A 21,296-nucleotide genomic window follows, 5' to 3' on the forward strand; every position below is an offset into this window, starting at 1 on the left:
CACCGGTGCGCTCCGGTGTCGCCCGGTGGCGGCGGTGGCGGCTCGTGGCTACCGTCGGCCTACCCGCACCGTGACCGGCTCCAGTGGCCGTATGGTGCCGGGCCGATGGCGTTCACGGTGAGGAGCGAGACATGGCTGACCAGTACGACGTGGTGGTCGTAGGCGGGGGCGCCGTCGGGGAGAACGCGGCTGGCCGATGCGCGCAGCACGGCCTGACGGTGGCCGTCGTGGAGGAGCACCTGCTTGGCGGGGAGTGCTCCTACTACGCATGCATGCCAAGCAAGGCGCTGCTGCGCCCCGGCGAGGTGATGGACGCCGTGCGGCGCGTGCCCGGTGCCCGGGAAGCCGTCACCGGCGAGCTCGACGCGGCCAGCGCGTTGCGGCGGCGGGACAAGCTGGCCTCCTACTGGGACGACGGTGGCCAGCAGGAGTGGGTGGCTGGCCAGGGCATCGATCTGTTCCGAGGTCACGGCAGGCTGACCGGTGAACGCGCCGTCGAGGTCGCTGATGAGCACGGCAGTCGCCGCCTGTTGCACGCACACCGCGCCGTTGTACTTGCCACCGGCAGCCGCGCGGCCGTCCCGCCGGTCGAGGGTATCGGCGACATCGGCGTGTGGGACAGCAGAGACATCACCACCGCCCGCGAGGTGCCCGAGCGGCTGGTGGTGCTCGGTGGCGGGGTGGTCGGTGTGGAGATGGCACAGGCGTGGCGCACGCTCGGTGCCCGGATCGTCCTCGTCGAGATGGCCGAGCGGCTGCTGTCGGCCGAGGAACCGTTCGCGGGTGCCGAAGTCGCCGAGGCGCTGCGCGAGCTCGGAGTCGAGGTGTACACCGGCACGCAGGTCACGTCAGTCAGCCGGGCCTCGGGCGACGGTCCTGTCACGGCGACTCTGGACGGCGGACCGACCGTGGAGGCCGACGAGTTCGTCGTGGCGGTCGGGCGGTCGGCGATCACCGAGGATCTCGGCCTCGATACGGTCGGCCTCGAACCGGGCGGTTACCTGGAGACCGACGACTCGCTGCGAGTCCGTGGCGTCGAGGGAGACTGGCTGTACGCCGTCGGGGATTGCAACGGCCGTAACCTGCTCACCCATATGGGCAAGTATCAGGCGCGTATCGCGGGTGATGTGATCGCAGGCAAGCCGAACGTCGCGCGCGCCGATCATGGCATCACGCCGCGAGTCGTGTTCACCACCCCGCTCGTCGGGGCGGTCGGCCTGACCGAGGCAGGCGCCAGAGCCAGCGGGTACCGCATCGACACGGTGTCGCACGACACCGGTGGCGTGGCGGGAGCTGTCACCAAAGGAGGCGGCCTCTCCGGTACCAGCAAGCTGGTCATCGACACCGACCGACGGATGCTTCTCGGGGCCACTTTCACCGGACCGGCCGCCGATGAGCTCGTCCACGCCGCGACGATCGCCATAGCGGGGGAGGTTCCGCTCGACACCCTGTGGCACGCGGTGCCGTCCTTCCCGACCGTCAGCGAGGTATGGCTGCGGCTGCTGGAATCCTATGGCCTGTGACTGCGCCGGTGTTGTCAGGAGTTTCCTCGACGTCGCCAGGATCGCGAACGATTTCCGCGGCTGCCACGTGCACGATGTCGACAGGCGGGAACGGGCGCGCCTCACTGCTCAGGCGCGGGGGTGACCGGGCCCCTGTCGTGGGAATCGGGATCCTCGCCCGCGAGGATGTCGTCGATCGTGCTGGTCAGCAGCTCGTAGGTGGATTCGCCGGTGATCTTGGCGACGATGGTGCCTTCGGGGTCGATGAAGAACGTCTCCGGCACCCCGAACACACCGAAATCCAGCGCCAACCGTGAGTTGGGATCGTCCACGTAACCGTAGACCTGCTCCTCGCCACGGCCGTGCTCGTCGAGATAATCGGTGGCGGCGTTGTTGCGGTCCTGGAAGTTGACGCCGACGAAGGATACGTCCCGGTCGGTGTAGGTCTCGGCGGCGGCGAGCAGGTGGGGATGTTCGGCACGGCAGGTGGTGCACCACGAGGCCCAGAAGTTCACGACGACGACGTCGCCGCGTAGTTCCTCCAGCGAGAAGGTGCCGTCATCTTCCAGCTCGGGCACCTCCCTGGTGGGGGCCGGTTCGCCGATCAGGGGGCTGTCGATGAGGGTGGGGTCCTGGTCGAGCCTGCCCGCGAACACGATCCCCAACCCGATGCCGAGCACCGCGACACCCAGCGCGAGCCATCGGGCCACTCGCCAGCCACCCCGTCCCTGGCTGTGCCCTGATCCGCCCGTAGCAGCGGTGTCGGTCGAGGTCATCTGCCGTCCCCTCCGGTGCGTTGCTGTGCGCGCTCGACGAGTTTCTCGGCGTCGGCGCGTAGCTCGGGGTCGATCCCGTCCTGCGCGGTGAGGGTATCGAGCGCGTCGAGCGCCCCGCTGGGGTCGTCGTGCCCGTCGAGTCGGATGCGGGCGGCGAACCACAGAGCTTCCGGCGATTCGGGATCGGCTTCCAGTCCACGCTCGACGGCGCGCAGCGCCGCGTCGGGCTCGTCCTGCTGGAACAGCAACCAGCCAGCGTAAGCGTGTGCCCGGGGGTTGTCCGGGTCGCGCTGCATGACAGCGCCGAGGTGTTCGGCGGCGCTGTCATGCTCGTCACGGTCGATGTAGCGGCTGGCCAGGGCGATACGCATGCCGATGGCTTCCGGATTGGCTGCGACGACCTCCTCCATCTCGGCCAGCGAGAACTCGGAAGGTTCGCGGGGAGCGTCGTCGGCTTGCTGCTCGAGCTGGTCGGCGATCGGTTCGTTGCCGGTGATGAAGCCGCCTTCCGGGCGGGAGTCGACGTACTGCGGCAGCAGCACGGCCCCCGCGAGTAACGCGACGAGCGCGGCAGCGAGGTAGGGCAGGTAGCGGGTGGGTGGAATGCGGCGTCTGCCGCCCGATCGCGACGCCGCTTCGGCGGGACTTGCCGAGGCCGATTCCAGCGCGTCCAGGCTGGCCACCGCTTCGGCCTCGTACCGGCGCCGCAGTTCGGCGGCACGCTCCGCGGGGATCTCCCCGCGTTCGATCTGCGCCTCGAGGTCGACGAGGTCGCGCAACGCCTGGTCTCTGCGCTCCCGCAGCGGCTCGTCACCCGTGCTCATAGCGACTCCTCCTCGCGAGCGGAGCGTCTGGCGCGTTCGAGCTCGCGGTCCAGGCGCTCACGCTGTTCGGGGGCGAGCTCACCCTCAGGCGGCGGACTCCGTCGGGCACGGTAGGTCAGCAGCGCGATGACTCCGGCTACCGTGACGCCGAAGGGCACCAACCACAGCGGCAGCATGGAGCCTTCCGGACGCGGGTCGAACACCACCCAGTCGCCGTAGCGAGCGCGGAAGTAGTCGATGATCTCTTCGTCGCTGCGGCCTGCCTCCACCTGCTCGACGATGATGTTGCGCATCTCGTTGGCGGTTTCCGAGGGGGAGTCCGCGATCGCCACGCTCTCGCACTCCGGGCAGCTGAGCCGTTCTGACAGGTCCTCCACCCGGTCGGCCGGTTCCGATCCGGATAGCACCACGCCGACCACCGCCACCGCCAGCAACCCCACGATGCACGCGGAGATGGCTACTTGGACCAGTTGGCGGGGGATGCTAGGGATACGTGACATCACCTGCCTCCTTCCCGCTCGCCGCGATCTGCGACTGCGGCTCGGGGCGCCGGGTGCGGCCGGACAGCGCCCAGAAGCCCCCGGCGACGATCACCAGACCCCCGACCCACAACCAGACCTTCAACGGGTACTGGTAGATGTTGACCGAGATGCGGTCCTCGTCCACCTCGAGCTGGGACAGCGCGACATAGATGTCGCTGCCCGGCCGGACCCACACATCGGGCGCGCCGATCGCGTCGGGTTGCGCGTCGAAGTGGCTCAGCCGGGGTGTGGCCTCCCACCGGTGGCTACCGTCGCGGGCGAACTCCAGGTGCGCCCTGGTGATCTCCCGGTCCGGCTGCCGCTGCTGGGAGATGCCGGTGAAGGTGACCTCGTAGCCACTGAAGGACAGCGAATCGCCGCGATCGAGCGTGACCGTATCCTCTGTGACCAGCGCGGCCGATGTCGCGATGACCACCGCGACCAAGGCAACCCCCAGGTGGGCAAGCTGCCCGCCCCAGTATGCCCGCTGCCCGGACACCAGCCGTGCCATTCCCCGCAAGCGTGGCTTCGGCGCGGTCGCCACGAGCTGCCGTACCGTTCCGGCCGCGATGCCGGTGGCCAGCGCGACCACAGTGACCACCCCTGGCGAGGTGATCCCGGCCAGCACCAGGGTCGCGGCGGCGGCACAGGCCAACAGCAGCGGGATGCGTAGGCGGTGCCACAACACGGCTGGCGAGGCGTACCGGTAGGGCGTGAACGGTCCGATCCCCATCGCCAGGAGCAGCGCGAACGACAGCGGCACCGCCATCCGGTCGAAGAACGGCCTGCCGACCGATACTTCGCTGCCGGTGACGGCTTCGACGAGGATCGGGTAGATGGTGCCGAGCAGCACCACGAAAGCGAACAGCGTGAGCAGCAGGTTGTTGATGAGGAAGACGCCTTCGCGGCTGGCCAGCGACTCCGGCCGGGAGGTCGAGGCGAGTCGCTCGCCGCGGAGCGCGAACAGCGTGAAACCACCGACCAGCACCACAAGCAGGAAGCCGAGGAAGGCGGGCCCGATCTGGGACTCGGTGAACGCGTGCACCGAAGCCACTGCCCCGGAACGGGTGATGAACGTACCCAGGATGGTCAGCGCGAAGGTGGCGATCACCAGCACGAAGTTCCATGCCTGCAGCATGCCGCGTTTGACCTGGACCACCGCCGAGTGGATGAACGCGGTGGCGACGAGCCACGGGATCAGCGCGGCGTTCTCCACCGGGTCCCAAGCCCAGTAACCACCCCAGCCCAGTACCTCGTAGGCCCACCAGGCGCCGAGCACCACCCCTGCGGTGAGGAAGCTCCAGGCAACCAGGTTGGCCCTACGGGTGCGGCGCAACCAGTCCACACCGCCCCTGCGCAGCAGCAGCGCCGAGATCGCGAAGGCGAACGGCACCGTGAAACCGACGAACCCGAGGTACAGCAGCGGCGGGTGCAGCAGCATCAGCCAGTGGTCGACCAGCAGCGGGTTTGGCCCCGGCCCGTCGGCAGGCGGTTGCTCGAGCACCTCGAAAGGGTTGGCCACGGTGGCCAGCAGCCCGAAGAAGAAGACGTTCACCAGGCCCATCACACCGAGCGCGCCGGTGCCCAGCCGGTCGCTCGCGCTGCGCACCTGACGCGCCACCAGCGCCGTGTATCCAGCAAGCACCAGCGCCCACAGCACAAGGCTGCCCTCCAGCGCCGCCCAGGCCGCCATGACAGTGAACCACCACGGTGTCGCCGTGGAGTGGTTGTCGGCCACATAGGACACCGCGAAGTTGTCGGTCAGCAGGGCTACCTCGAGCGCCGTCATCGCCAGTACGGCACCGGCCACCAGGCAGCCCACCGCGAACCGCAGTTGGCGATGCCGCACCGCTTGAGGCTTACGCTGCGCACGGAAGCCGGAGATCGTCAGGGCGATGGCGGCGGCGAGGCCGAGCAGGATGCCTGCCCAGCCCGCCGCGGGAGTGACCAGTGTCATGAAGCGGGGCTCTCCGGCATGTCGGCTGCCTCGTACTCCTCGTCGTGGCGCACCTTCATGGTGTCGGAGACGAACTCGTCACCTCGCCAGGAACCCTCGACGACCACGCCGACGCCGGGCTGGAATAGCTGCTGCGGCGAGCCGGTGTGCCGGACCGTCACCTCGGGACCGTCGGGGTCGTCCCAGTAGGTGACCACGAAGTCCACGCCGTCGTCGGTGCGGGTGACGCTGCCGTCCGCGACGAGACCGCCGAGCTGGAAGCGGCGGTCCTCGCCGAACTCCGCACGCTTGTCGACCGCTTCTTCGGGGGTCAGGTAGTAGACGAGGTTCTCGTTGAGGTTGCCGAACACCAGCGCCCCGACCAGCACGGCCACTACTCCCACCCCGGAGAAGCCGAGTAGCCGGTACCGTTTCACCGCACGTCCCCCTCGCCGCGCGCCCGCTGTGCCCAGCGGTGCAACAGCAGACCCAGGTAGGTCGCGATCGCCAGGTAGGCGACGCTGAACCCGAGCACGATCCACAACCAGTCCGACATCAATGGGCCTCCTTCTCCTGTGTGTCCTCGAGGTGGGGCGCGGTGACCGCCCCGCCTGCCAGCTCGCGTCCCTCGGCTACCTGCCTCGCGGCACGCTGGTCGTCCATCGCGGCGATTCCGAGTCGCAGCCGCAGCAGCACGGCGTAGATCAACATGAACGCCACCACGTTGATCAGTAGCGTGATGAGCATCGGCGTATCGATACTGGGCTGGCCCGGCTGCAGCACGGTGGCCGGTTGGTGCAGGGTGCGCCACCACTCGACGGACATGTGCACGATCGGCACCTGCACGAAGGCCACGACGCCGAACACGGCCGCGCGGCGCGCCCTGGCGTCCGGGTCGAGCGTGGCGCGCCGCAGCGCCAGGTAACCCAGGTAGACGAAGAGCATCAGGGCAGTGGTGATCAGCCGCGGATCCCAGGTCCACCACACGCCCCAGACCGGCTTTCCCCAGATCGAGCCGAGCGCGATCGCCAGTGCGGTGAAGAACACGCCGACTTCGGCGCTGGAGGCAGCCACCCGGTCGAACCCTGGCTTGCGGCGCCACAGCCAGCCGATGCTCGCCACCAGTGTGACGGCGAAGCTCAGGTAGGCGGTCCACGCCGCGGGGACGTGCACGTACATCAGACGCTGGAGATCGCCCTGCAGCTGGTCGGCAGGGGCGAGCATGGCAGCGGTGACGCCTGTGGCCACGGCGACGGCCGCCGCGATCGGCAGCGCGGTTCGTACGCGCGTCATGCGGATTCCTCCAGGAAACGGGCGACCAGGGCGACGGTGAGGGCGATCACCCCGATGGCGGCGAGCATCAACAGCAGCCACGGCCACGGCGCCTGCTCGTGCCGTGCCGTGGCCAGGACCTGAGTGGCGCCGAGCAGCAACGGCAAGGCCACCGGCACCACCAGCAGCGGCCCGAGGATGGTGCGTCCTGCCAGCCCCTCGGCGAGCGCACCCGCTACGGTACCCAGCGCGGCCAGCCCGGCCGCTACCAGCACCATCGCGGGGATCAGCCACAGGCCGCCTGTCAGGTCCGGGTTGTACAGTGCGATCGCCACTGGCGCGAGCACCGCCTGGAAGGTCAGCAGCAGCATCGCGTTCGCCAGCGCGCGACCGGCCAGCCGTACGCCGGGATGCACCCCGCACAGCCGCAGCACCGCGAGTTGCGCCGGGCCGTCTGCGGCGCTCTGCCGCAGCGTGACCAGCACGCCGAACAGCAACACCACCACCCAGAACATCCCGGGGCCGAGCTGTCGCAGCAGCGGCGTGTCCGGGCCGATGGCCAGCGGGACGAACAGCAACGCGACCGCGCCGAACGGGGCGGTCACCAGCAGGACTTCGCCGGTGCGGAGTTCGAGGCGCAGGTCCTTGCGTGCCAGCTCCACACACTGCCGCCACGGCGACGGTGTGGTGGCGGCCTGCGCGGTCATACTGCCATCTCCCGTGGCATGGCCACCGCTCGGCCCGCGGTGATCTCCACCACCCGGTCGCTCATGGCCGCCAACCGCTGGTGATCGTGCGCGACGGCCACGCTGGCACCACCCCGGCGGCAGACCTGCTCGGCCGCAGCCTCCACCAACCCGGCCGAGGCCGCGTCCAACCCCGCGTGCGCCTCGTCGAGCAGCAGCAGGCTCGGCGTGCTGAACAGCACCCGCGCCAGCTCGGCGCGCCTGCGCATGCCCTGCGAGCACACCTCGGCCCGCCGGTCGGCGGCGCGGGCGAGGCCGACGCGGTCGAGGGCGTCATCGGCTGCCGTTGGGGAGATCCCGGTCAGCCTGGCCACGAAATGCAGGTTCTCGCGCAGCGACAGCTTCGGGTACAGCGCGGGCTCGTGGGCGATCAGCGCGATGCGTGGGGCGATCGCCGCGCAGGCCGGAGTGCCGAGCCTCGCGCCGAGTACCTCACCGTGTCCCGCGCTCGGCGCTACCAGCGTGGCGAGGACGCGCAGCAGCGTCGTCTTGCCGGTGCCGTTAGCGCCGAGAACCCCGAGACGCTCGCCCGCGGCCACGGTGAGATCGAGCCCGCGCAGCACGGGGACCCGCTCGATCTCGACGTCGACTCCGGTCAGCCGTGCCGCGGGGTGCCCACCGGCAACCGGATCCGCCATGCCGCACTCCCGAAAGACTCGAACCGCGCGCGATACCTGTGACGGCGCTCAGCAATTACTAGTGCGCATAGTAATTGCCGGTTCTCGTGGTCATGCGCGCGGGGGATGCCCGGGTGAGGTGGGCGACCCGCACCGCCCGCCGAAATCGGAGCGGTGGCCTTCGTCACCCGATATCCCACCCCGGGTGGGGTGGGGTGTACGGTGGAAGTCGGGCATCGAATCGAGCAGGGAGGCGACAGTGGCCGAGTTGACCAGTCGCAAGCGGGACGCGCTGAACCGGCTCAAGACCGTGCGCGGGCATCTGGACGGTGTGATCCGGATGCTGGAAGAGGACACCTACTGCGTCGACGTGATGAAGCAGCTCTCCGCGGCGCAGTCCTCGCTCGAGCGGGCGAATCGCGTGATGCTGCACAACCACCTGGAGACGTGCTTCTCCACGGCCGTGCTGCGCGGCAACGGGCAGGCGGCGATCGACGAGCTGGTGGACGCGATCAAGTTCAGCCCGGCGCTGACCGGTCCGGGTGCGGCGCTGGACGGCAAGGAGGTGGGGGAATGAGCAACAGACGTACCGAACAACGTGAGGCGGCCGAGCGCGCCCGTAACGGTTCGACCGGAGCGGGTGTCGAGTTGGCTGTGGAGGGGATGAGCTGCGGCGCGTGCGCGGCACGCGTGCAGAAGACCCTCGCCAGGCAGCCGGGCGTGGCCGATGCGGAGGTGAACTTCGCGAGCAGGCGCGCCACGGTGATCCCCGAGTCCGGCGAGGTCGACGTGGGCGCCCTGCAACGCGTGGTCTCCGACATCGGTTACGAGCTGCACCCCGTCGAGGACGGAGTCGACAGCGCCGACGATCCCGAGGCGGCCGAGCAGCGGATGTGGTTCGTCCGCACCCTCGTGGCCGTGCCACCCACACTGATCGTGGTCTGGCTGGCGATGTTCTCGGGCGAGCTGGGAGAGCACCCTGCCGCTCGCTGGACACAGCTGGCGCTGACCATCCCGGTGCAGTTCTGGGTCGGGTGGCCGTTCCTCAAGGGAATGGTCCAGCGCGCGCTGCAACGCTCGGCCAATATGGACACCCTGATCGGGTTGGGCACGCTGGCTGCGTTCGGCTACTCCACGGTGGCGCTGTTCGTCGGCGGCTTCTTGTACTTCGAGGTGGCTGCGTTCATCGTCGCGGCGCTGGCGCTGGGGAAGTACTTCGAAGCACGCGCGCGGCGTCGCGCCGGGCATGCCATCAAGGCGTTGCTGGAGCTCGGCGTCAAGGAAGCCACGGTGCTGCGCGGCGGCACCGAGATGACGGTGCCGGTCGGCGAGCTGCGCATCGGCGATCACATGCTGGTGCGCCCCGGCGAGAAGATCCCCACCGACGGCGAGATCGTCGACGGTGTGAGTGCGGTCGACGAGTCGATGCTCACCGGCGAGTCGATTCCGGTGGAGAAGACTCCCGGCGATGCTGTCACCGGTGCCACGCTCAACACCAGCGGCGTGCTGACGGTGCGCGCGACCGCGGTGGGGGCCGACACCGCGCTGGCTCGGATCGTGCGGATGGTGCAGGACGCGCAGAGCGGCAAGGCACCGATGCAGCGGCTCGCGGACCGCATCTCCGGGGTGTTCGTACCGATCGTGATCGTGATCGCGCTGCTGTCACTGGCCGGCTGGTGGCTGCTGGCGGGCGACCCTGTCAACGGGCTGATCGCCGCCGTAGCGGTGCTGATCATCGCGTGCCCGTGCGCGCTGGGCCTGGCCACCCCGATCGCGATCATGGTCGGCACCGGGCGGGGTGCCGAGCTGGGCGTGCTGATCAAGCGTATCGAGACGTTGGAGCTCACCCGGCAGGTCACCACCGTGGTGCTCGACAAGACCGGCACGTTGACCAGGGGTGAGATGACCGTCACCGATGTCGTGTCCGAGCCGGACGGGGATGACCGGGAGCTCCTGCGGCGCGCGGGCGCCGCAGAGGCGGGCAGCGAACACCCCATCGGGCGCGCGGTGGTGGCGGCCGCCGCCGAGCGGGTAGGCGAACTGCCCGCGGCGAGCGACTTCGACGCACCGACCGGCCAGGGCGTGCGCGCCACCATCGAGGACACGACGGTGCTGGTTGGCAGGCCGTCCTGGATGGCAGAGCAGGGCATCGCGGTGCCTGAGGAGATCGGCAGTGCGGTCGCCCGGCTGGAAGCCGACGGCAAGACGGTGGTCGTCGCCGGTTGGGACGGCCGCGCCAGGGGAGTGATCGCGGTGGCGGATACGCTCAAGGACAATGCGGCCGAGGTGGTCGGCGAGCTGCACCGGCTCGGCATGAGCGTTGCGATGCTCACAGGGGACAACCGGCGCACCGCCGAGGTGATCGCCGAGACGGTCGGCATCGATCGGGTGTTGGCCGAGGTGCACCCAGGCGACAAGAAGGACGAGATCGAACGGCTGCAGGCCGAGGGCGAGGTGGTCGCCATGGTCGGCGACGGCATCAACGACGCGCCCGCCCTGGTGCAGGCGGATCTCGGGATCGCCATCGGCACCGGAACGGATGTGGCCATCGAGTCGAGCGATCTTACGCTGATGCGTAGCGACCTGCGTGGTGTGCCGCAGTCGATTCGGCTGTCCCGGCGGACCTACCGGACCATCCAGCAGAACCTCGGCTGGGCGTTCGGATACAACATCCTGGCCATACCCGCAGCGGCTGCCGCGCTGCTGAACCCGATGATCGCGGGAGCGGCGATGGCGCTGTCCAGCATCAGCGTCGTGCTCAACGCGCTGCGCATGCGGCGCTTCGAGCGGGTCGGGTGAGTCCAGCCGAGTACTGCCGTGGCATGAAGCGGCCCCCGGCGCCGAGGGGGAGGAAGCGCCGGGGGCCTTTCATCGCCGGGCCTGGGGGTGGAGCCCGGCGGGTCCGTATAACGGTAGATCAAGCCTGAATGTTTTACGGCCGCCGGTAGATTACATGCCATCCATTTCGAGTCGGGAACCCCACCTTCGTATGCCGTCCCCTGTCGGTTCGCGAAGCTACCAGTAACGGCCTCAACGGCAAGTATGCCACGCATTCCGCATTTGTGGCACCGGCGCGCGTTACCGTAACGGTAGTTGTGCACGGTCGGGTACTCCACGGTGCGGGCGCACAAGACGGGCCGGGTGCACGACAGCTGGGGCGCGCAGGCACCGTACGGTGATCCGACCACCGGTGACCGGGCAAACGTGGTGGTGCCCACGGCTGGTGACGGCACCGGACACGCAGGTCACTAGGATGTTGGGCATGTCGCAGCCAGCAACCAAGGTTTCGTTGACCGGGATCAAGCCGACCGGCGAGCCGCACCTGGGAAATCTCATCGGCGCTATCCGTCCCGCCCTCGATCTCGCCGAGCAGTACCAGTCGATCTATTTCATCGCCGACTATCACGCATTGACCACAGAGCGGGAGCCGGAACTGTTGCGACACTATTCACGCGCGGTGGCTGCGACATGGCTTGCTGTAGGGTTGGATCCGGATCGGACGATCTTTTACCGCCAATCCGACGTTCCGGAAATCTTTGAACTCACCTGGATTATGGCGTGTGTGACCGGTAAGGGCTTGATGAACCGGGCGCATGCGTACAAGGCGGCGCGGGACCGCAACGTCGAAGCGGGGGAGGAGCCCGATACCGGGGTGAACATGGGACTGTTCAACTACCCCATCCTCATGGCGGTGGACATCCTCGCCATGGAGTCCGACGTGGTTCCCGTCGGCAAGGACCAGGTGCAGCACGTCGAGTACGCCGCTGACATCGCGGGAAGCTTCAACTACCTCTACGGTGACAGGTACTCGTTCACCATCCCCGAAGCGATCATTCCCGACACCGAGGGCGCGCATACCCTGCCGGGGCTGGACGGCAGGAAGATGAGCAAGTCCTACGGCAACACCATCCCGTTGTTCCTGCCGGAAGCGCAGCTGAAGAAGCTGGTGCGCAAGATCCCCACTGACAGCACGCCGGTGGAGGCGCCCAAGGACCCGGACAGTTCCTCGGTGTTCGCGATCCTGTCGCAGTTCGCCCCAGACGACACGGTTGCCGAGACGCGCAAGCGTCTCGAGGAAGGCGGCCTCGGGTGGGGGGAGCTGAAGAACCAGCTGTTCGAGGTGCTCAACGAGCGTCTCGCCCCGTTGCGTGAGCGCTACGAGACGCTGATGGAGCCGGGAAGCGAGCTCGACGACGTGCTGGCCGACGGGGCGCGACGGGCTCGCGAACGTGCGGGTCGCGTGCTCCGGCAGGTGCGCACCGCCGTGGGGATCGAACCCGAGCGCTGAGCCGGGTATGTGCGCCGACTGCGCAGGCTGGTTCCAGCCGGTTCGGAACGAATCGCGGGTTCCTACTGCCTGAATACGCCTGTCGTCAGTAAGCTGTCGGTGATCGATCTCGGTTAGTGGCCCGGGTCACCGGACTCCGGGCCGGATTGTGCACGAGGAAGGGAAAGCCAGCTATGGCGAAGATTTCTCGCATCGTCGGACTGCTGCTCGCCGGTACGGGCGCGGCGCATTTCGCCGCGCCGCAGGCCTTCGAGTCGGTGTCCGAGGCTGCGTTCCCGGAGGACACGAGGCAGTGGGTGTACCGCAACGGCGCGACCGAGGTCGCGCTGGGATTGGCGTTGACCAGCAGCCGCACCCGCAAGCTGGGCGTCGCTGGGCTCGTGGCCTACGGTGGCTGGCTGGCCAGTCGCGTGCTGATGAATCGCTGAACCGGGCGTTCCCGGCGGCGGGGCACTAGCGCATGTCGATGAGCATCGCGTGCTCGGCCGCCGGGTAGCTGACATGCCACCCGTCGCCTGCGGGGCAGCGGTACTTCAACAAGCGCTGCTCCGCCGCAGCCACGATCTGATCGGCGTCGGCCTCGGTGGGGATGACGGCGCGCATGGAGCACCACGTGCATCGCTCGGCTGCGCTGTATCGGAACTCGGTCATCGCTGGTCAGCTGTCCTTCACTGGGTTGCCCACGGCACCAACCGCCGGAAGGCCAGGATAGCGCGTCCGTACCGGCGGGCGTGCCGCCCCCGGGTCGTAGCCCGCCCCGCGCGGCGGTCGCCGCTGCCGGGGCGGTGTCCGCGGGCGAGGTGATCGCGGTTACAGTTCGAGGGTGCTCGTAAGCAACGCGTGTCGAGGGGCGAGCGGTGGGTAACGGGGAGCGGCGCTACGTCATCACGTTCGGCTGCCCGGACCGGGTCGGCATCGTCGCGCGGATCGCGTCGTTCATCGCCGAGCTCGGTGGGTGGATCGTGGAAGCCGCCTACCACACCGACCCGGACACCGGTTGGTTCTTCACCAGGCAGGAGGTGCGGGCGGACTCGCTGCCGTATCCGGTCGATGAGCTGCGCAGGCTGTTCGCGCCGGTGGCGGCGTCACTGGATGCCGACTCGGAGCGCAACGGCGGGGTCGAGGGCTCACGCTGGCGTATCGACGACACCGCGAGCACACCCACCATGGTGGTGTTGGTTTCCCGCGAGGGGCACTGCCTCTATGACCTGCTGGGCAGGGTCGCCTCAGGAGAGCTCAACGTCGAAGTACCCGCCGTGATCGGCAATCACGACGGGCTCGCAGATATCACGAGGGCGTTCGGTGTCCCGTTCCATCACGTGCCGTTCCCTGCCGATCGGGATGGCAAGGCAGCGGCGTTCGACGAGGTGGCCTCGATCGTGGACGCCTGCGCCCCGGACGCAATCGTGCTCGCGCGGTTCATGCAGATCCTGCCGCCTGAGCTGTGCCGGTCCTGGGCGGGGCGTGCGCTGAACATCCACCACAGCTTCCTGCCCTCGTTCGTCGGGGCGCGACCGTACCACCAGGCCTACCAGCGAGGTGTGAAGCTGATCGGCGCGACCTGCCACTACGTCACCGAGGATCTCGACGCCGGGCCGATCATCGAGCAGGACGTGATCCGGGTCGACCACAGCGACACCGTGTCGGACATGGTGCGCAGGGGGCGTGACATCGAGAAGGTCGTGCTCGCCAGGGGGCTGCGCTGGCATCTGGAGCACCGCGTGCTGGTCCATGCGGGTCGGACGGTGGTGTTCTAGCGGGGCACGTTCCAGCGACGCTGGCTACGGGCCCTCCAGCGGTGCTCCCCGTACGGTTGGATGTCACACCTGGCGTTGGTGGCTCGGCCGGTCGAGCTCGGCGAAGGCATGGCGTGCGCGCATCACGAAGCTTCGGACCTTCGCCCGGTCCTTGCGGCCGTCGGTGTCCTCGAGTCCGGTGTGCGCGTCGACAGCGGCGGGACGCGCCACCCTGATCGCCTCGGCCACGTTGTCCGGCGTGAGACCACCGGCCATCATCAGCGGTTTCGGTGCCCGCCGCACCAGTTCGGCGCTGATCGACCAGTCATGCGTCAGCCCCGTGGCTCCGGTGGCCCCGGTGGCCGGATCGAACGTGTCGGTGATGAACATGTCCACCCACGCCGCCGACTCGCGGGCGAACTTCAACAGCTCGTCGAGGTCGTCCCCTCGGACGACGAGGCTCTTGATCACGCGTAGCCGTCGGTCCATTGCCTTGAGGGCGCGCAGCTCGTCGAGCGGCACGTCACCGTGTAGCTGGACGGTACGCACCCCGAGTTCGGCGCAGAAGCTGGCAATCTGCGCGGCATCGGTGACGTAGGTGATCAGCACACCCTCGTGCGGCGGTCGCAGCTGGTCTACCACAGCGGCAGCCTCGGCCTCGCCGAGATCCTCGTCGCCGGACGGCAACCGGAGTGGCAGCCCGAGCCAGTCGACGCCCTCTTCGCAGAGCAGCTGTGCCTCGGCACCGTCGATGACCCCCGCGACCTGAATCAACCCGCTCACAAGCTACCGACGCTACCGGCCGTAAGATGCCCGCGTGCTGTCCGGGTAGGCCCGTACGGGACTACCCGGACAGCGGTGCCGTGCCCAGCTATTCCTGGGTTTGCGGGTTCAACGCGGGAAGCTTCTTCGCTCCGGCTCGGGCCGGGTCTGCCAGCCGGAAGATGTCGAAGCCCCGGTCCATGTCGTTGGCATAGATCCAGCCGTTGTACCAGTACGCCGACCAGTGCCCGACCGGCTCGTCACGCACCGGGTCGTCGGTCGGCGCCGGACGGTAGGAGCCGATCTGCTCCGGTTCGGTCGGATCGTTGTAGTCGATGACCCGGACGCCGCCGTTGTACCAGGACGCCACCATGTAGTTGCCCTTATCGGTGGGGATGTTGTTGAACAGGTGCGCCGAGCAGTACATGCCGATCTCGTCGTCGATCTGGAACGAGCTGTGCAGGTCGCCGGTGGTGCGGTCGTGGAACCACAGCTGGCCGCTTCCCGACCCGTCGTCGCAGGTCCGCAGGATGGACTCGTCGCCGAAGATGATGACGTCACGGTCCTCACTGAACAGTGCGGAGTGGTAGAACTCCACCTCGGGTTCGTTCACTTCCCACAGGGGGGCCAGCGTCGCTGGGTTTTCCGGATCGGAGATGTCCCAGACCTGCCCCACGCTGGTGCACGCGGCGGCGGCGAGCATGGTCTGCATGTCGACCTGGATGTCGTGGCACCCCTGCATCGGGTTGAAGCCGTGCGGTTCGAGCGTGTCCCACGTGGGGACGTCGATGGGCACCGTGCGGAGCACCTCGGAGTCTTCCGGAGTGGCCAGCGGCACCTCGACGATGGAGATCTGCGAGTGCAGCGGGTCGTAGCCGAGCTCCTCGGCGTTCTCCGGGCCGCAGGTCGGGCCGGAGCGCAGCGGGTAGCTGGACACGTAGGCGAGCACGCGGTCGCCGTCGGGCACGCCGGTGTGGGTGTGCGAGCCGCAGTCGGTGTACACGGTGCTCACCGGTTGTGGGCGGACGAAACCGTCGCCGTCGGGTTCGGTGGCCAGCACGTCGTCGAGGCTGAAGATCCGTAGCCCTTCCCAGCCGGTCGGATCGGTCCGGTCGTCGAGCGGTTCGGCGCCGCACTCGTCGGAGGCCATCACGGTGTCGACCGACAGGATGATCACGTCGTCCCAGACCGAGATGTCGTTCTGCGGCCCGGGACACCACACGTCGGCGAGGACGGTCGGCTTCGCGGGTGAGGAGATGTCGATGATCCGGAACCCGTTGTAGTTGCCTGCGAACGCGAGATTGCCCTGGAAGGCGAGATCGGACTGCACCTGCTCGCTGGATCGTTCGATGGTCGACATCAGTCCCATGTTCCGGGAGTGTTCGTCGTCCGAGTGCCCTCCGGTGGCCGGTGCTGCGGTGACAAGCAGGAGCCCGACCGAGCAGAGGGAGAGGATGAACATGCGTATCCGGTTGCGCATAGTTGACCCCTGCCCGATGGGTAGACGAAGTTACGGGTGGCTGGTCGCGTGACCACCCGGATCAACCTGCTGGATACGCACGGTGCCCCCCGGTTCCGGTCGGCCGCGCGGCGCAGACCGGCTCATCCTCCCCTTTCGGGACGCGCTCGGGTACCGCCACTCAGGTGGCCTCGGCCGGCGTAGGAGGGTTATGAACCGGTGCGGGGAAGGGTGTTCTCGACGAAACGCGCAACGGCGCGCGGACTGGGCAGGCGAGGACCTCCCATGCGGGCGAGGACGGTCGCCCGTTCCCCGGGAGCGGGTTCGGCGGCGATGGCCCAGCCACCTTCCTCGTCCCAGGTCAGCATCAGGTTAGTCGAACCGTCGGTGGCCAGCTGGTCCAGTGCGAGGTATGCGGAGGCGTACTCGGCCACCTCATACAGCACTGCATGGGTCGGTACGCCGACTGCCGCGGCGACGCTGTGCACGTAGCGGCCGAAGGCGCGTTCGTCGCCGGTAACCGGATGCGGGGCGGCGGTCGTTGCCGAACGTAGGCGGAGGCCGCCCTCGGAATCGATGTACTCGACGTGATCGATGCTGCCGGTCCCGGCGCTCACTTCCAGCCTCCGTTACGGGCGCACGAATCGCGTGGCCCAGTTGTCGAACTTAGCAGCGTGAGGCTGCGCCGCCAGCCGCCGAACGGGTAATCCTTACTCCGTTCGAGCGATACGGTAGGCGAAGATGGGCAGTGGACTGCCGTTGTGTGGCCACGCGTGAGAACGGGCGCCGGATCGCCCGATGACGAGTCGATCCGGCCGCCCGGTCTCGTCCTGCTCGTACGAGCTATGTACGACCCTCCCGTCGTGCCCGGATCATCGGGATCATGGCGGCGAGGCCGAGCAGCACGATGAGACCACCACCGATGACGTTGCTCAGGACGATGCTCGCGGTCATCTCGGTACCGGCGACTGCCCAGATCGCGATGATCGTCCATACACCCAGCAGCGGGCATACCCAGGTGAGGCGGTGGCTCCGCTCGTAGGCCAGGGCGAAGCACGCGCCGAGTGCCGCCACAGCGAGGCCGACGGCAAGGTTGTTGGCGGTAATCCCGCCGAACTGGGTGAACCCGACAATCCATGGCGACAGCGCCACGAAGAGCCCGGCAAGCACGGTCAACCCATCCGTGACTTGCGCGAGCGGCGTTTCGGCCATGCGTTCGTAACGCGCGTTCATGGCTACGATGTCCGGGTGTCCGCTCATCTGAGCCGTGCTACCCGAAGTGTTTTCGGTAGTCATCACACCACCTCCACGGAGTAACAACCCCTGTATCCATTATCCGCGCAGTGACCGGGTACGGAAGGTGTCGCGGTAGGTGGAGTTCGAAGCGTTATCGATCGTGCCTGTGCCGGGAGCTCAGGTCAGACCCAACACGGTCACCAGGGTGCGGGCGGCATCGCCCCCGCTGTCAACAGCGATGTCGAGGGCGGTGGGCACGTCGAGGTCGGCCGCCAGTGCCTGGCGCACCCGCTGCTGCGCAGCGGCACTGCCACTGGAGCGCCCTGCGGCGCGGTACAACTCCTCCAGCCGGGCGCCTGCGGTGTCCAGCAGCTCGGGGGAGTAGTCCCAACAGGTGTGCCAGGGACGGTCGAGGATCATCATGCGGATCGCGGCCGCCGGGTGCTCGGCAAGCAGATCCGACACCAGCACCAGGTTCCCCGCGGACTTGGCCATCTTCTCGCCCTCGACGGTGACCGTGCCGACGTGGAACCAAGCTCGCGCGTAGGGGGCCACTCCGGTGAGGGCCTCGGCCATCACCGCGTGGTAAGCGTGGTGCGGGAACGCGAGGTCGGCCCCACCGCCGTGCACATCCACGGCAGGCCCGAACACCGAGGCGGACATGGCCACGCACTCGGCGTGCCACCCCGGCCTGCCCCGTCCCCATGGCGACTGCCACCCGACACGGTCGGGGCCGCAGGCTTGCCAGACGGCGACGTCGAGCGGGTGATCCTTCGCTGGGTCGTCAGGCCGCCCGCCGTACTCGGCGGCGAGCTCGAGTGCCCTGTCGTGATCGATTCCGGCGCGGGCGGGTACCTGACCGCCCTTGAAGTACACGCTGCCCTCGCGCGCGTAGGCGGAGCCGCTGTGCAGCAGGTGGCGCGCGAGTCGCACCACGTGGGGGATGTAGCGGTGGGCACGGGGCTCGTGCTGCGGCGATCTGAGGTTGAGCTGGTTCATCTCGGTATCGAACTGGAACTGGCCCACGGCCGCGAACCATTCGGCATCGGTGCCTGCCCGCGCGGCCGCGTCGTCGAGCACGTCGTCGACATCGGTGACGTTACGGCAGATGTCGGGCTCGATCCCGAGCAGCCGCAACGCCCTGCCGAGCATATCGACCCACACGAAGGTGGTTGCGTGTCCCAGGTGTGTCACGTCGTACGGGGTGATGCCGCAGGCGTAGACGCGGGCGCTGTCCAACAGCGCGAGCCGCTGCCCTGCCAGCTGGAGTGCCCCCTCGGCTTCCCATGGGCCGTGTCCGTCCATGGGTCGAGTATGCGACAGAGCCCCCCACCGTGTCGGGGGCTACAACACCCCGTGTTGGGAGCTCGGACATGCTGCGTCTAGGACACTGGCATGCCATGTTGGGCGTCACGGCTCGCCGATGTGGGCCCGGTGAGACTCGAACTCACACTGGCATGGACCTAAACCATGTGCCTCTGCCAATTGGGCTACGGGCCCGCTTTCCCTCCCGAAAGGGTAACCAACGCCTGAGTGTCCGGTGATCGGAGTACCGCTACCGCGGCGCGTGTCGGCGTGATCTACTGTGAGCAGCGTTCGCCCCGACGTCTCCCGGTTGCGGTGACGTCGGCGACCCGCCTGCGATGCGAGGAGGGAACGTGGTTCGCGACCAGGAGAGTATCGAGCGTGACATCGAGCGGGCGCGGGACGGTCTCGCGGCCACGTTGGATCAGCTCGGGGAGAGGGCCAGCCCGAGGCGTCTGGCCGACTCGGCCAAGACCTCGGTACGGGCCACTCTCGCCGAGCCCAAGGTGAAGTACCCGCTGATCGGTGCCGGTGCGCTCATCGGTGCCCTGCTACTGCGCAAGCTGCTGCGTTAGTTCCCGTGCGGGACGGCCGCAGCCACCTTGCCCCGATCGATGCCCGGCCTGCGGTCGGGCATCGATCGTGCAGACCCCCGCGGATCAGGCGCTGAACTCGCTCTGCCGCTGCTCGGTCACCTGGTTGGCCTGTTCGGACAGGTCGCTGGCCTGCTCGGGGACGTCCGGCGACGCGGATTCCGTCGCGAATGCCACGTCCTGCTCGCCGGTGTCGCTCCCGTCGGACTCGTCGGATCGATCACGGCTATCCGCGTCGATGCTCGCGTCCGTGATGTTGCCCTCGCCGTCGGTGGCCACGGTGCGCGCGATCCGAGCTTCCATGTATTTCACGGTGAAGTCGACGGCGCTGCCGTTGAGCATGTGGACGACGGCGCGTTTCTCCTGGTCGGGTTCGAGCTTGTCCACGAGCTGTTCGGCGCGATCACGGGCGGCGATGAGGCCGGGTGCGCGAGCGCTGAGCTCGCGGCCGACCCCCGTCACGGTGACGCTCCAGTCCTCGCTCTCTTCGACGTAGTTCGCGGTGATCGGCTCCACCATCGGACTCTCGCCCCTTTCGTCGTTCCCATCTTCTCCCGATGGAGATCGCGCCGCCACCCATGTATGACGCGAAGTCCTCGCGAGTCAATGAGAAAAGTGCGCATCTTCGTCAGCCACCCCGGTGGAGGCAGGGAAGATGCGGGATCGTGCATAACTTTCCGGGGCACGGGAATGATGGCTTACGCGGTACCCGTGACGCTGCGGTAACAGTCACGGAGTGTCACACATCACGAGCCGGCGGGCTGCTTGCTTCCGAGTCCGTTCCAGAGGATGTCCATCGTATAGCCGGTGGCGTCGGCTGCCGTGACCTCGGGATAGTTCTCGGCCCATAGGGCCATGCGCTCGCACGCGCCGACCAGGAACTCGGCGGCGGCTTCCACCTCGATGTCCGAGACCCCTGGGAGGTAGGCGCGCATGAGCGAGGCGTTGAACTCGGTCTGCTGCCGCCGGATCGCCTCGACCTCCTCGGCGGCCGAGGTGCCGACCAGCGCGAGCTCGTGCCGGAGCAGTGACCACTCGGTGCGCCGTTCCTCGATGAACTCGAAGAACGCGTACAGGCCCTTCCAGAGTGCCTCTTCCGCCGAAGTGGCGTCACTGGCCGCCTGCTCGGTGACCGCGAGCAGGTCGGTGCGTGCTCGGCGGATCGCCGCGATCAGCAACCCCTCTTTGGAGTTGAAGTACTCGTACAGCATCGGCTTGGACACGCCGACGCGCTCGGCGATGTCGTCCATGGCCGTGGCGACGTAGCCGCGTTCGGCGAAGAGCGCCACGGCGACATCGATCATCTGTCGCTCGCGTTGCGCGCGCGGCATGCGCTTGCGGGGAGTTGAACTGTTCGATGCGGTGGCCACGTCCCGAAGTCTACCCGAAGTAACTCTACCGCTAGTAACCTACTCATGGTAAGTTCGTGGCGGAGTCGACGACGAGGGATTGAGGTGGACATGAGCGGCAGCGCGGATCGGGTGGAGCAGGCAACCACGGTGATCGTGGGGACCGGATTCTCTGGTCTCGGTATGGCCATCCAGATGCTGAAGGAAGGCCGGAAGGACTTCATTGTGTTGGAGAAGGCTGACGAGGTCGGCGGGACGTGGCGTGACAACTCCTATCCCGGTTGCGCGTGCGACATCCAGTCGCACATGTACTCGTTCTCCTACGAGCAGAACCCCGACTGGACCCGGGCGTTCTCCCCGCAACACGAGATCTT

At 68.1% G+C, this 21,296-nt stretch carries 26 protein-coding genes and 1 tRNA gene; 9 read left to right on the plus strand and 18 right to left on the minus strand.

Going from position 1 to position 21,296, the window contains the following annotated elements; all coding sequences use genetic code 11:
• The first annotated feature begins 131 nt into the window (after positions 1-131).
• Positions 132-1,523, plus strand: a complete 1,392-nt coding sequence (locus F8178_RS05060; protein ID WP_317493452.1) for an NAD(P)/FAD-dependent oxidoreductase — start codon at positions 132-134, stop codon at positions 1,521-1,523.
• Between the two features lie 101 nt (positions 1,524-1,624).
• On the opposite strand, the gene F8178_RS05065 is transcribed toward F8178_RS05060, so the two are convergent.
• From F8178_RS05065 to F8178_RS05105, 9 genes are read right to left on the minus strand one after another with little or no spacing between them, the layout of a single operon-like run.
• A complete protein-coding gene (locus F8178_RS05065; protein ID WP_317493453.1) occupies positions 1,625-2,278 on the minus strand; it encodes a redoxin domain-containing protein in 654 nt (217 codons plus the stop codon).
• Complete coding sequence (locus tag F8178_RS05070) at positions 2,275-3,102, minus strand: tetratricopeptide repeat protein (protein ID WP_317493454.1); 828 nt, start codon at positions 3,100-3,102, stop codon at positions 2,275-2,277. The genes F8178_RS05065 and F8178_RS05070 overlap by 4 nt, the downstream gene beginning before the upstream one ends.
• Positions 3,099-3,602 (minus strand): cytochrome c-type biogenesis protein, encoded by a 504-nt coding sequence (locus F8178_RS05075; RefSeq protein ID WP_317493455.1) that lies wholly within the window; start codon positions 3,600-3,602, stop codon positions 3,099-3,101. The genes F8178_RS05070 and F8178_RS05075 overlap by 4 nt, the downstream gene beginning before the upstream one ends.
• On the minus strand, positions 3,586-5,580 hold the full coding sequence (locus tag F8178_RS05080; protein ID WP_317493456.1) for a heme lyase CcmF/NrfE family subunit: 1,995 nt from the start codon (positions 5,578-5,580) through the stop codon (positions 3,586-3,588). Before F8178_RS05080 ends, F8178_RS05075 begins: the two co-directional genes overlap by 17 nt.
• The gene (locus tag F8178_RS05085) at positions 5,577-5,996 is read right to left on the minus strand and encodes a cytochrome c maturation protein CcmE (protein WP_317493457.1); all 420 of its coding nucleotides are present in this window, start codon (positions 5,994-5,996) and stop codon (positions 5,577-5,579) included. Before F8178_RS05085 ends, F8178_RS05080 begins: the two co-directional genes overlap by 4 nt.
• Complete coding sequence (locus F8178_RS05090; protein WP_317493458.1) at positions 5,993-6,115, minus strand: hypothetical protein; 123 nt, start codon at positions 6,113-6,115, stop codon at positions 5,993-5,995. The genes F8178_RS05085 and F8178_RS05090 overlap by 4 nt, the downstream gene beginning before the upstream one ends.
• Positions 6,115-6,852 carry a cytochrome c biogenesis protein CcsA gene (ccsA, locus tag F8178_RS05095; RefSeq protein WP_317493459.1) on the minus strand — a complete coding sequence of 246 codons (738 nt, stop codon included), beginning with the start codon at positions 6,850-6,852 and terminating at the stop codon, positions 6,115-6,117. Before ccsA ends, F8178_RS05090 begins: the two co-directional genes overlap by 1 nt.
• On the minus strand, positions 6,849-7,538 hold the full coding sequence (locus tag F8178_RS05100; RefSeq protein WP_317493460.1) for a heme exporter protein CcmB: 690 nt from the start codon (positions 7,536-7,538) through the stop codon (positions 6,849-6,851). Before F8178_RS05100 ends, ccsA begins: the two co-directional genes overlap by 4 nt.
• Positions 7,535-8,215 (minus strand): ABC transporter ATP-binding protein, encoded by a 681-nt coding sequence (locus F8178_RS05105; protein ID WP_317493461.1) that lies wholly within the window; start codon positions 8,213-8,215, stop codon positions 7,535-7,537. The genes F8178_RS05100 and F8178_RS05105 overlap by 4 nt, the downstream gene beginning before the upstream one ends.
• Before the next feature lie 238 nt (positions 8,216-8,453).
• Here F8178_RS05105 and F8178_RS05110 point away from each other — a divergent pair, with 238 nt between their 5' ends.
• The 5 genes from F8178_RS05110 to F8178_RS05130 all read left to right on the plus strand — a co-directional run bounded on the left by F8178_RS05110 (position 8,454) and on the right by F8178_RS05130 (position 12,910).
• Positions 8,454-8,771 (plus strand): metal-sensitive transcriptional regulator, encoded by a 318-nt coding sequence (locus tag F8178_RS05110; RefSeq protein WP_317493462.1) that lies wholly within the window; start codon positions 8,454-8,456, stop codon positions 8,769-8,771.
• Positions 8,768-10,993, plus strand: a complete 2,226-nt coding sequence (locus tag F8178_RS05115) for a heavy metal translocating P-type ATPase (protein ID WP_317493463.1) — start codon at positions 8,768-8,770, stop codon at positions 10,991-10,993. The genes F8178_RS05110 and F8178_RS05115 overlap by 4 nt, the downstream gene beginning before the upstream one ends.
• Positions 10,994-11,287: 294 nt before the next feature.
• Positions 11,288-11,446: a hypothetical protein gene (locus tag F8178_RS05120; RefSeq protein ID WP_317493464.1), complete on the plus strand. Its 159-nt coding sequence runs from the start codon at positions 11,288-11,290 to the stop codon at positions 11,444-11,446.
• Positions 11,447-11,456: 10 nt separating this feature from the next.
• On the plus strand, positions 11,457-12,482 hold the full coding sequence (locus F8178_RS05125) for a tryptophan--tRNA ligase (RefSeq protein ID WP_317493465.1): 1,026 nt from the start codon (positions 11,457-11,459) through the stop codon (positions 12,480-12,482).
• A 173-nt stretch (positions 12,483-12,655) separates the two neighbouring features.
• The gene (locus F8178_RS05130) at positions 12,656-12,910 is read left to right on the plus strand and encodes a hypothetical protein (protein WP_317493466.1); all 255 of its coding nucleotides are present in this window, start codon (positions 12,656-12,658) and stop codon (positions 12,908-12,910) included.
• 25 nt (positions 12,911-12,935) lie between these two features.
• Here F8178_RS05130 and F8178_RS05135 read toward each other — a convergent pair whose 3' ends face one another.
• On the minus strand, positions 12,936-13,133 hold the full coding sequence (locus F8178_RS05135; RefSeq protein ID WP_317493467.1) for a hypothetical protein: 198 nt from the start codon (positions 13,131-13,133) through the stop codon (positions 12,936-12,938).
• 206 nt (positions 13,134-13,339) lie between these two features.
• On the opposite strand from F8178_RS05135, the gene purU reads away from it, so the two are divergent.
• Positions 13,340-14,239 (plus strand): formyltetrahydrofolate deformylase, encoded by a 900-nt coding sequence (gene purU / locus F8178_RS05140; RefSeq protein WP_317493468.1) that lies wholly within the window; start codon positions 13,340-13,342, stop codon positions 14,237-14,239.
• 63 nt (positions 14,240-14,302) lie between these two features.
• On the opposite strand, the gene F8178_RS05145 is transcribed toward purU, so the two are convergent.
• The 6 genes from F8178_RS05145 to F8178_RS05170 all read right to left on the minus strand — a co-directional run bounded on the left by F8178_RS05145 (position 14,303) and on the right by F8178_RS05170 (position 19,175).
• Positions 14,303-15,001, minus strand: a complete 699-nt coding sequence (locus F8178_RS05145) for a phosphoribosylanthranilate isomerase (RefSeq protein ID WP_317493469.1) — start codon at positions 14,999-15,001, stop codon at positions 14,303-14,305.
• Between the two features lie 88 nt (positions 15,002-15,089).
• Positions 15,090-16,340: a hypothetical protein gene (locus tag F8178_RS05150; protein ID WP_317493470.1), complete on the minus strand. Its 1,251-nt coding sequence runs from the start codon at positions 16,338-16,340 to the stop codon at positions 15,090-15,092.
• A gap of 308 nt (positions 16,341-16,648) precedes the next feature.
• Positions 16,649-17,056, minus strand: a complete 408-nt coding sequence (locus F8178_RS05155) for a DUF6292 family protein (protein ID WP_317493471.1) — start codon at positions 17,054-17,056, stop codon at positions 16,649-16,651.
• 226 nt (positions 17,057-17,282) lie between these two features.
• Positions 17,283-17,699, minus strand: coding sequence for an SPW repeat protein (locus tag F8178_RS05160; RefSeq protein WP_317493472.1), 417 nt, complete (start codon positions 17,697-17,699; stop codon positions 17,283-17,285).
• 153 nt (positions 17,700-17,852) lie between these two features.
• A complete protein-coding gene (locus F8178_RS05165) occupies positions 17,853-18,980 on the minus strand; it encodes a class I tRNA ligase family protein (RefSeq protein WP_317493473.1) in 1,128 nt (375 codons plus the stop codon).
• Between the two features lie 121 nt (positions 18,981-19,101).
• Positions 19,102-19,175 (minus strand) — tRNA-Leu (locus F8178_RS05170).
• Between the two features lie 158 nt (positions 19,176-19,333).
• Here F8178_RS05170 and F8178_RS05175 point away from each other — a divergent pair.
• Positions 19,334-19,555, plus strand: coding sequence for a DUF3618 domain-containing protein (locus tag F8178_RS05175; protein ID WP_317493474.1), 222 nt, complete (start codon positions 19,334-19,336; stop codon positions 19,553-19,555).
• 84 nt (positions 19,556-19,639) lie between these two features.
• On the opposite strand, the gene F8178_RS05180 is transcribed toward F8178_RS05175, so the two are convergent.
• Together F8178_RS05180 and F8178_RS05185 are read right to left on the minus strand one after the other, a co-directional pair.
• Positions 19,640-20,092, minus strand: a complete 453-nt coding sequence (locus F8178_RS05180; RefSeq protein ID WP_317493475.1) for a hypothetical protein — start codon at positions 20,090-20,092, stop codon at positions 19,640-19,642.
• A 227-nt stretch (positions 20,093-20,319) separates the two neighbouring features.
• Positions 20,320-20,904: a TetR/AcrR family transcriptional regulator gene (locus F8178_RS05185; RefSeq protein ID WP_317493505.1), complete on the minus strand. Its 585-nt coding sequence runs from the start codon at positions 20,902-20,904 to the stop codon at positions 20,320-20,322.
• Between the two features lie 129 nt (positions 20,905-21,033).
• On the opposite strand from F8178_RS05185, the gene F8178_RS05190 reads away from it, so the two are divergent.
• The coding region (locus F8178_RS05190; RefSeq protein WP_317493476.1) for an NAD(P)-binding protein at positions 21,034-21,296 on the plus strand (263 nt) is incomplete at its 3' end.

Origin of the sequence: Haloechinothrix sp. LS1_15 (assembly GCF_033042135.1) — a bacterium.
In the GTDB taxonomy this organism is placed as follows: Bacteria; Actinomycetota; Actinomycetes; order Mycobacteriales; family Pseudonocardiaceae; genus Haloechinothrix.

What these genes read in the sequence shown, in the direction of transcription:
- F8178_RS05135 (WP_317493467.1), bottom strand. Translation starts at nt 13,133, where the DNA reads ATGACCGAGTTCCGATACAGCGCAGCCGAGCGATGCACGTGGTGCTCC.
- F8178_RS05160 (WP_317493472.1), bottom strand. Translation starts at nt 17,699, where the DNA reads ATGAGCGGACACCCGGACATCGTAGCCATGAACGCGCGTTACGAACGC.
- F8178_RS05100 (WP_317493460.1), bottom strand. Translation starts at nt 7,538, where the DNA reads ATGACCGCGCAGGCCGCCACCACACCGTCGCCGTGGCGGCAGTGTGTG.
- F8178_RS05150 (WP_317493470.1), bottom strand. Translation starts at nt 16,340, where the DNA reads ATGTCGACCATCGAACGATCCAGCGAGCAGGTGCAGTCCGATCTCGCC.
- F8178_RS05065 (WP_317493453.1), bottom strand. Translation starts at nt 2,278, where the DNA reads ATGACCTCGACCGACACCGCTGCTACGGGCGGATCAGGGCACAGCCAG.
- F8178_RS05080 (WP_317493456.1), bottom strand. Translation starts at nt 5,580, where the DNA reads ATGACACTGGTCACTCCCGCGGCGGGCTGGGCAGGCATCCTGCTCGGC.
- F8178_RS05070 (WP_317493454.1), bottom strand. Translation starts at nt 3,102, where the DNA reads ATGAGCACGGGTGACGAGCCGCTGCGGGAGCGCAGAGACCAGGCGTTG.
- F8178_RS05185 (WP_317493505.1), bottom strand. Translation starts at nt 20,904, where the DNA reads ATGCCGCGCGCGCAACGCGAGCGACAGATGATCGATGTCGCCGTGGCG.
- F8178_RS05125 (WP_317493465.1), top strand. Translation starts at nt 11,457, where the DNA reads ATGTCGCAGCCAGCAACCAAGGTTTCGTTGACCGGGATCAAGCCGACC.
- F8178_RS05130 (WP_317493466.1), top strand. Translation starts at nt 12,656, where the DNA reads ATGGCGAAGATTTCTCGCATCGTCGGACTGCTGCTCGCCGGTACGGGC.
- F8178_RS05060 (WP_317493452.1), top strand. Translation starts at nt 132, where the DNA reads ATGGCTGACCAGTACGACGTGGTGGTCGTAGGCGGGGGCGCCGTCGGG.
- F8178_RS05180 (WP_317493475.1), bottom strand. Translation starts at nt 20,092, where the DNA reads ATGGTGGAGCCGATCACCGCGAACTACGTCGAAGAGAGCGAGGACTGG.
- F8178_RS05165 (WP_317493473.1), bottom strand. Translation starts at nt 18,980, where the DNA reads ATGGACGGACACGGCCCATGGGAAGCCGAGGGGGCACTCCAGCTGGCA.
- F8178_RS05105 (WP_317493461.1), bottom strand. Translation starts at nt 8,215, where the DNA reads ATGGCGGATCCGGTTGCCGGTGGGCACCCCGCGGCACGGCTGACCGGA.
- F8178_RS05115 (WP_317493463.1), top strand. Translation starts at nt 8,768, where the DNA reads ATGAGCAACAGACGTACCGAACAACGTGAGGCGGCCGAGCGCGCCCGT.
- F8178_RS05090 (WP_317493458.1), bottom strand. Translation starts at nt 6,115, where the DNA reads ATGTCGGACTGGTTGTGGATCGTGCTCGGGTTCAGCGTCGCCTACCTG.
- F8178_RS05075 (WP_317493455.1), bottom strand. Translation starts at nt 3,602, where the DNA reads ATGTCACGTATCCCTAGCATCCCCCGCCAACTGGTCCAAGTAGCCATC.
- ccsA (WP_317493459.1), bottom strand. Translation starts at nt 6,852, where the DNA reads ATGACGCGCGTACGAACCGCGCTGCCGATCGCGGCGGCCGTCGCCGTG.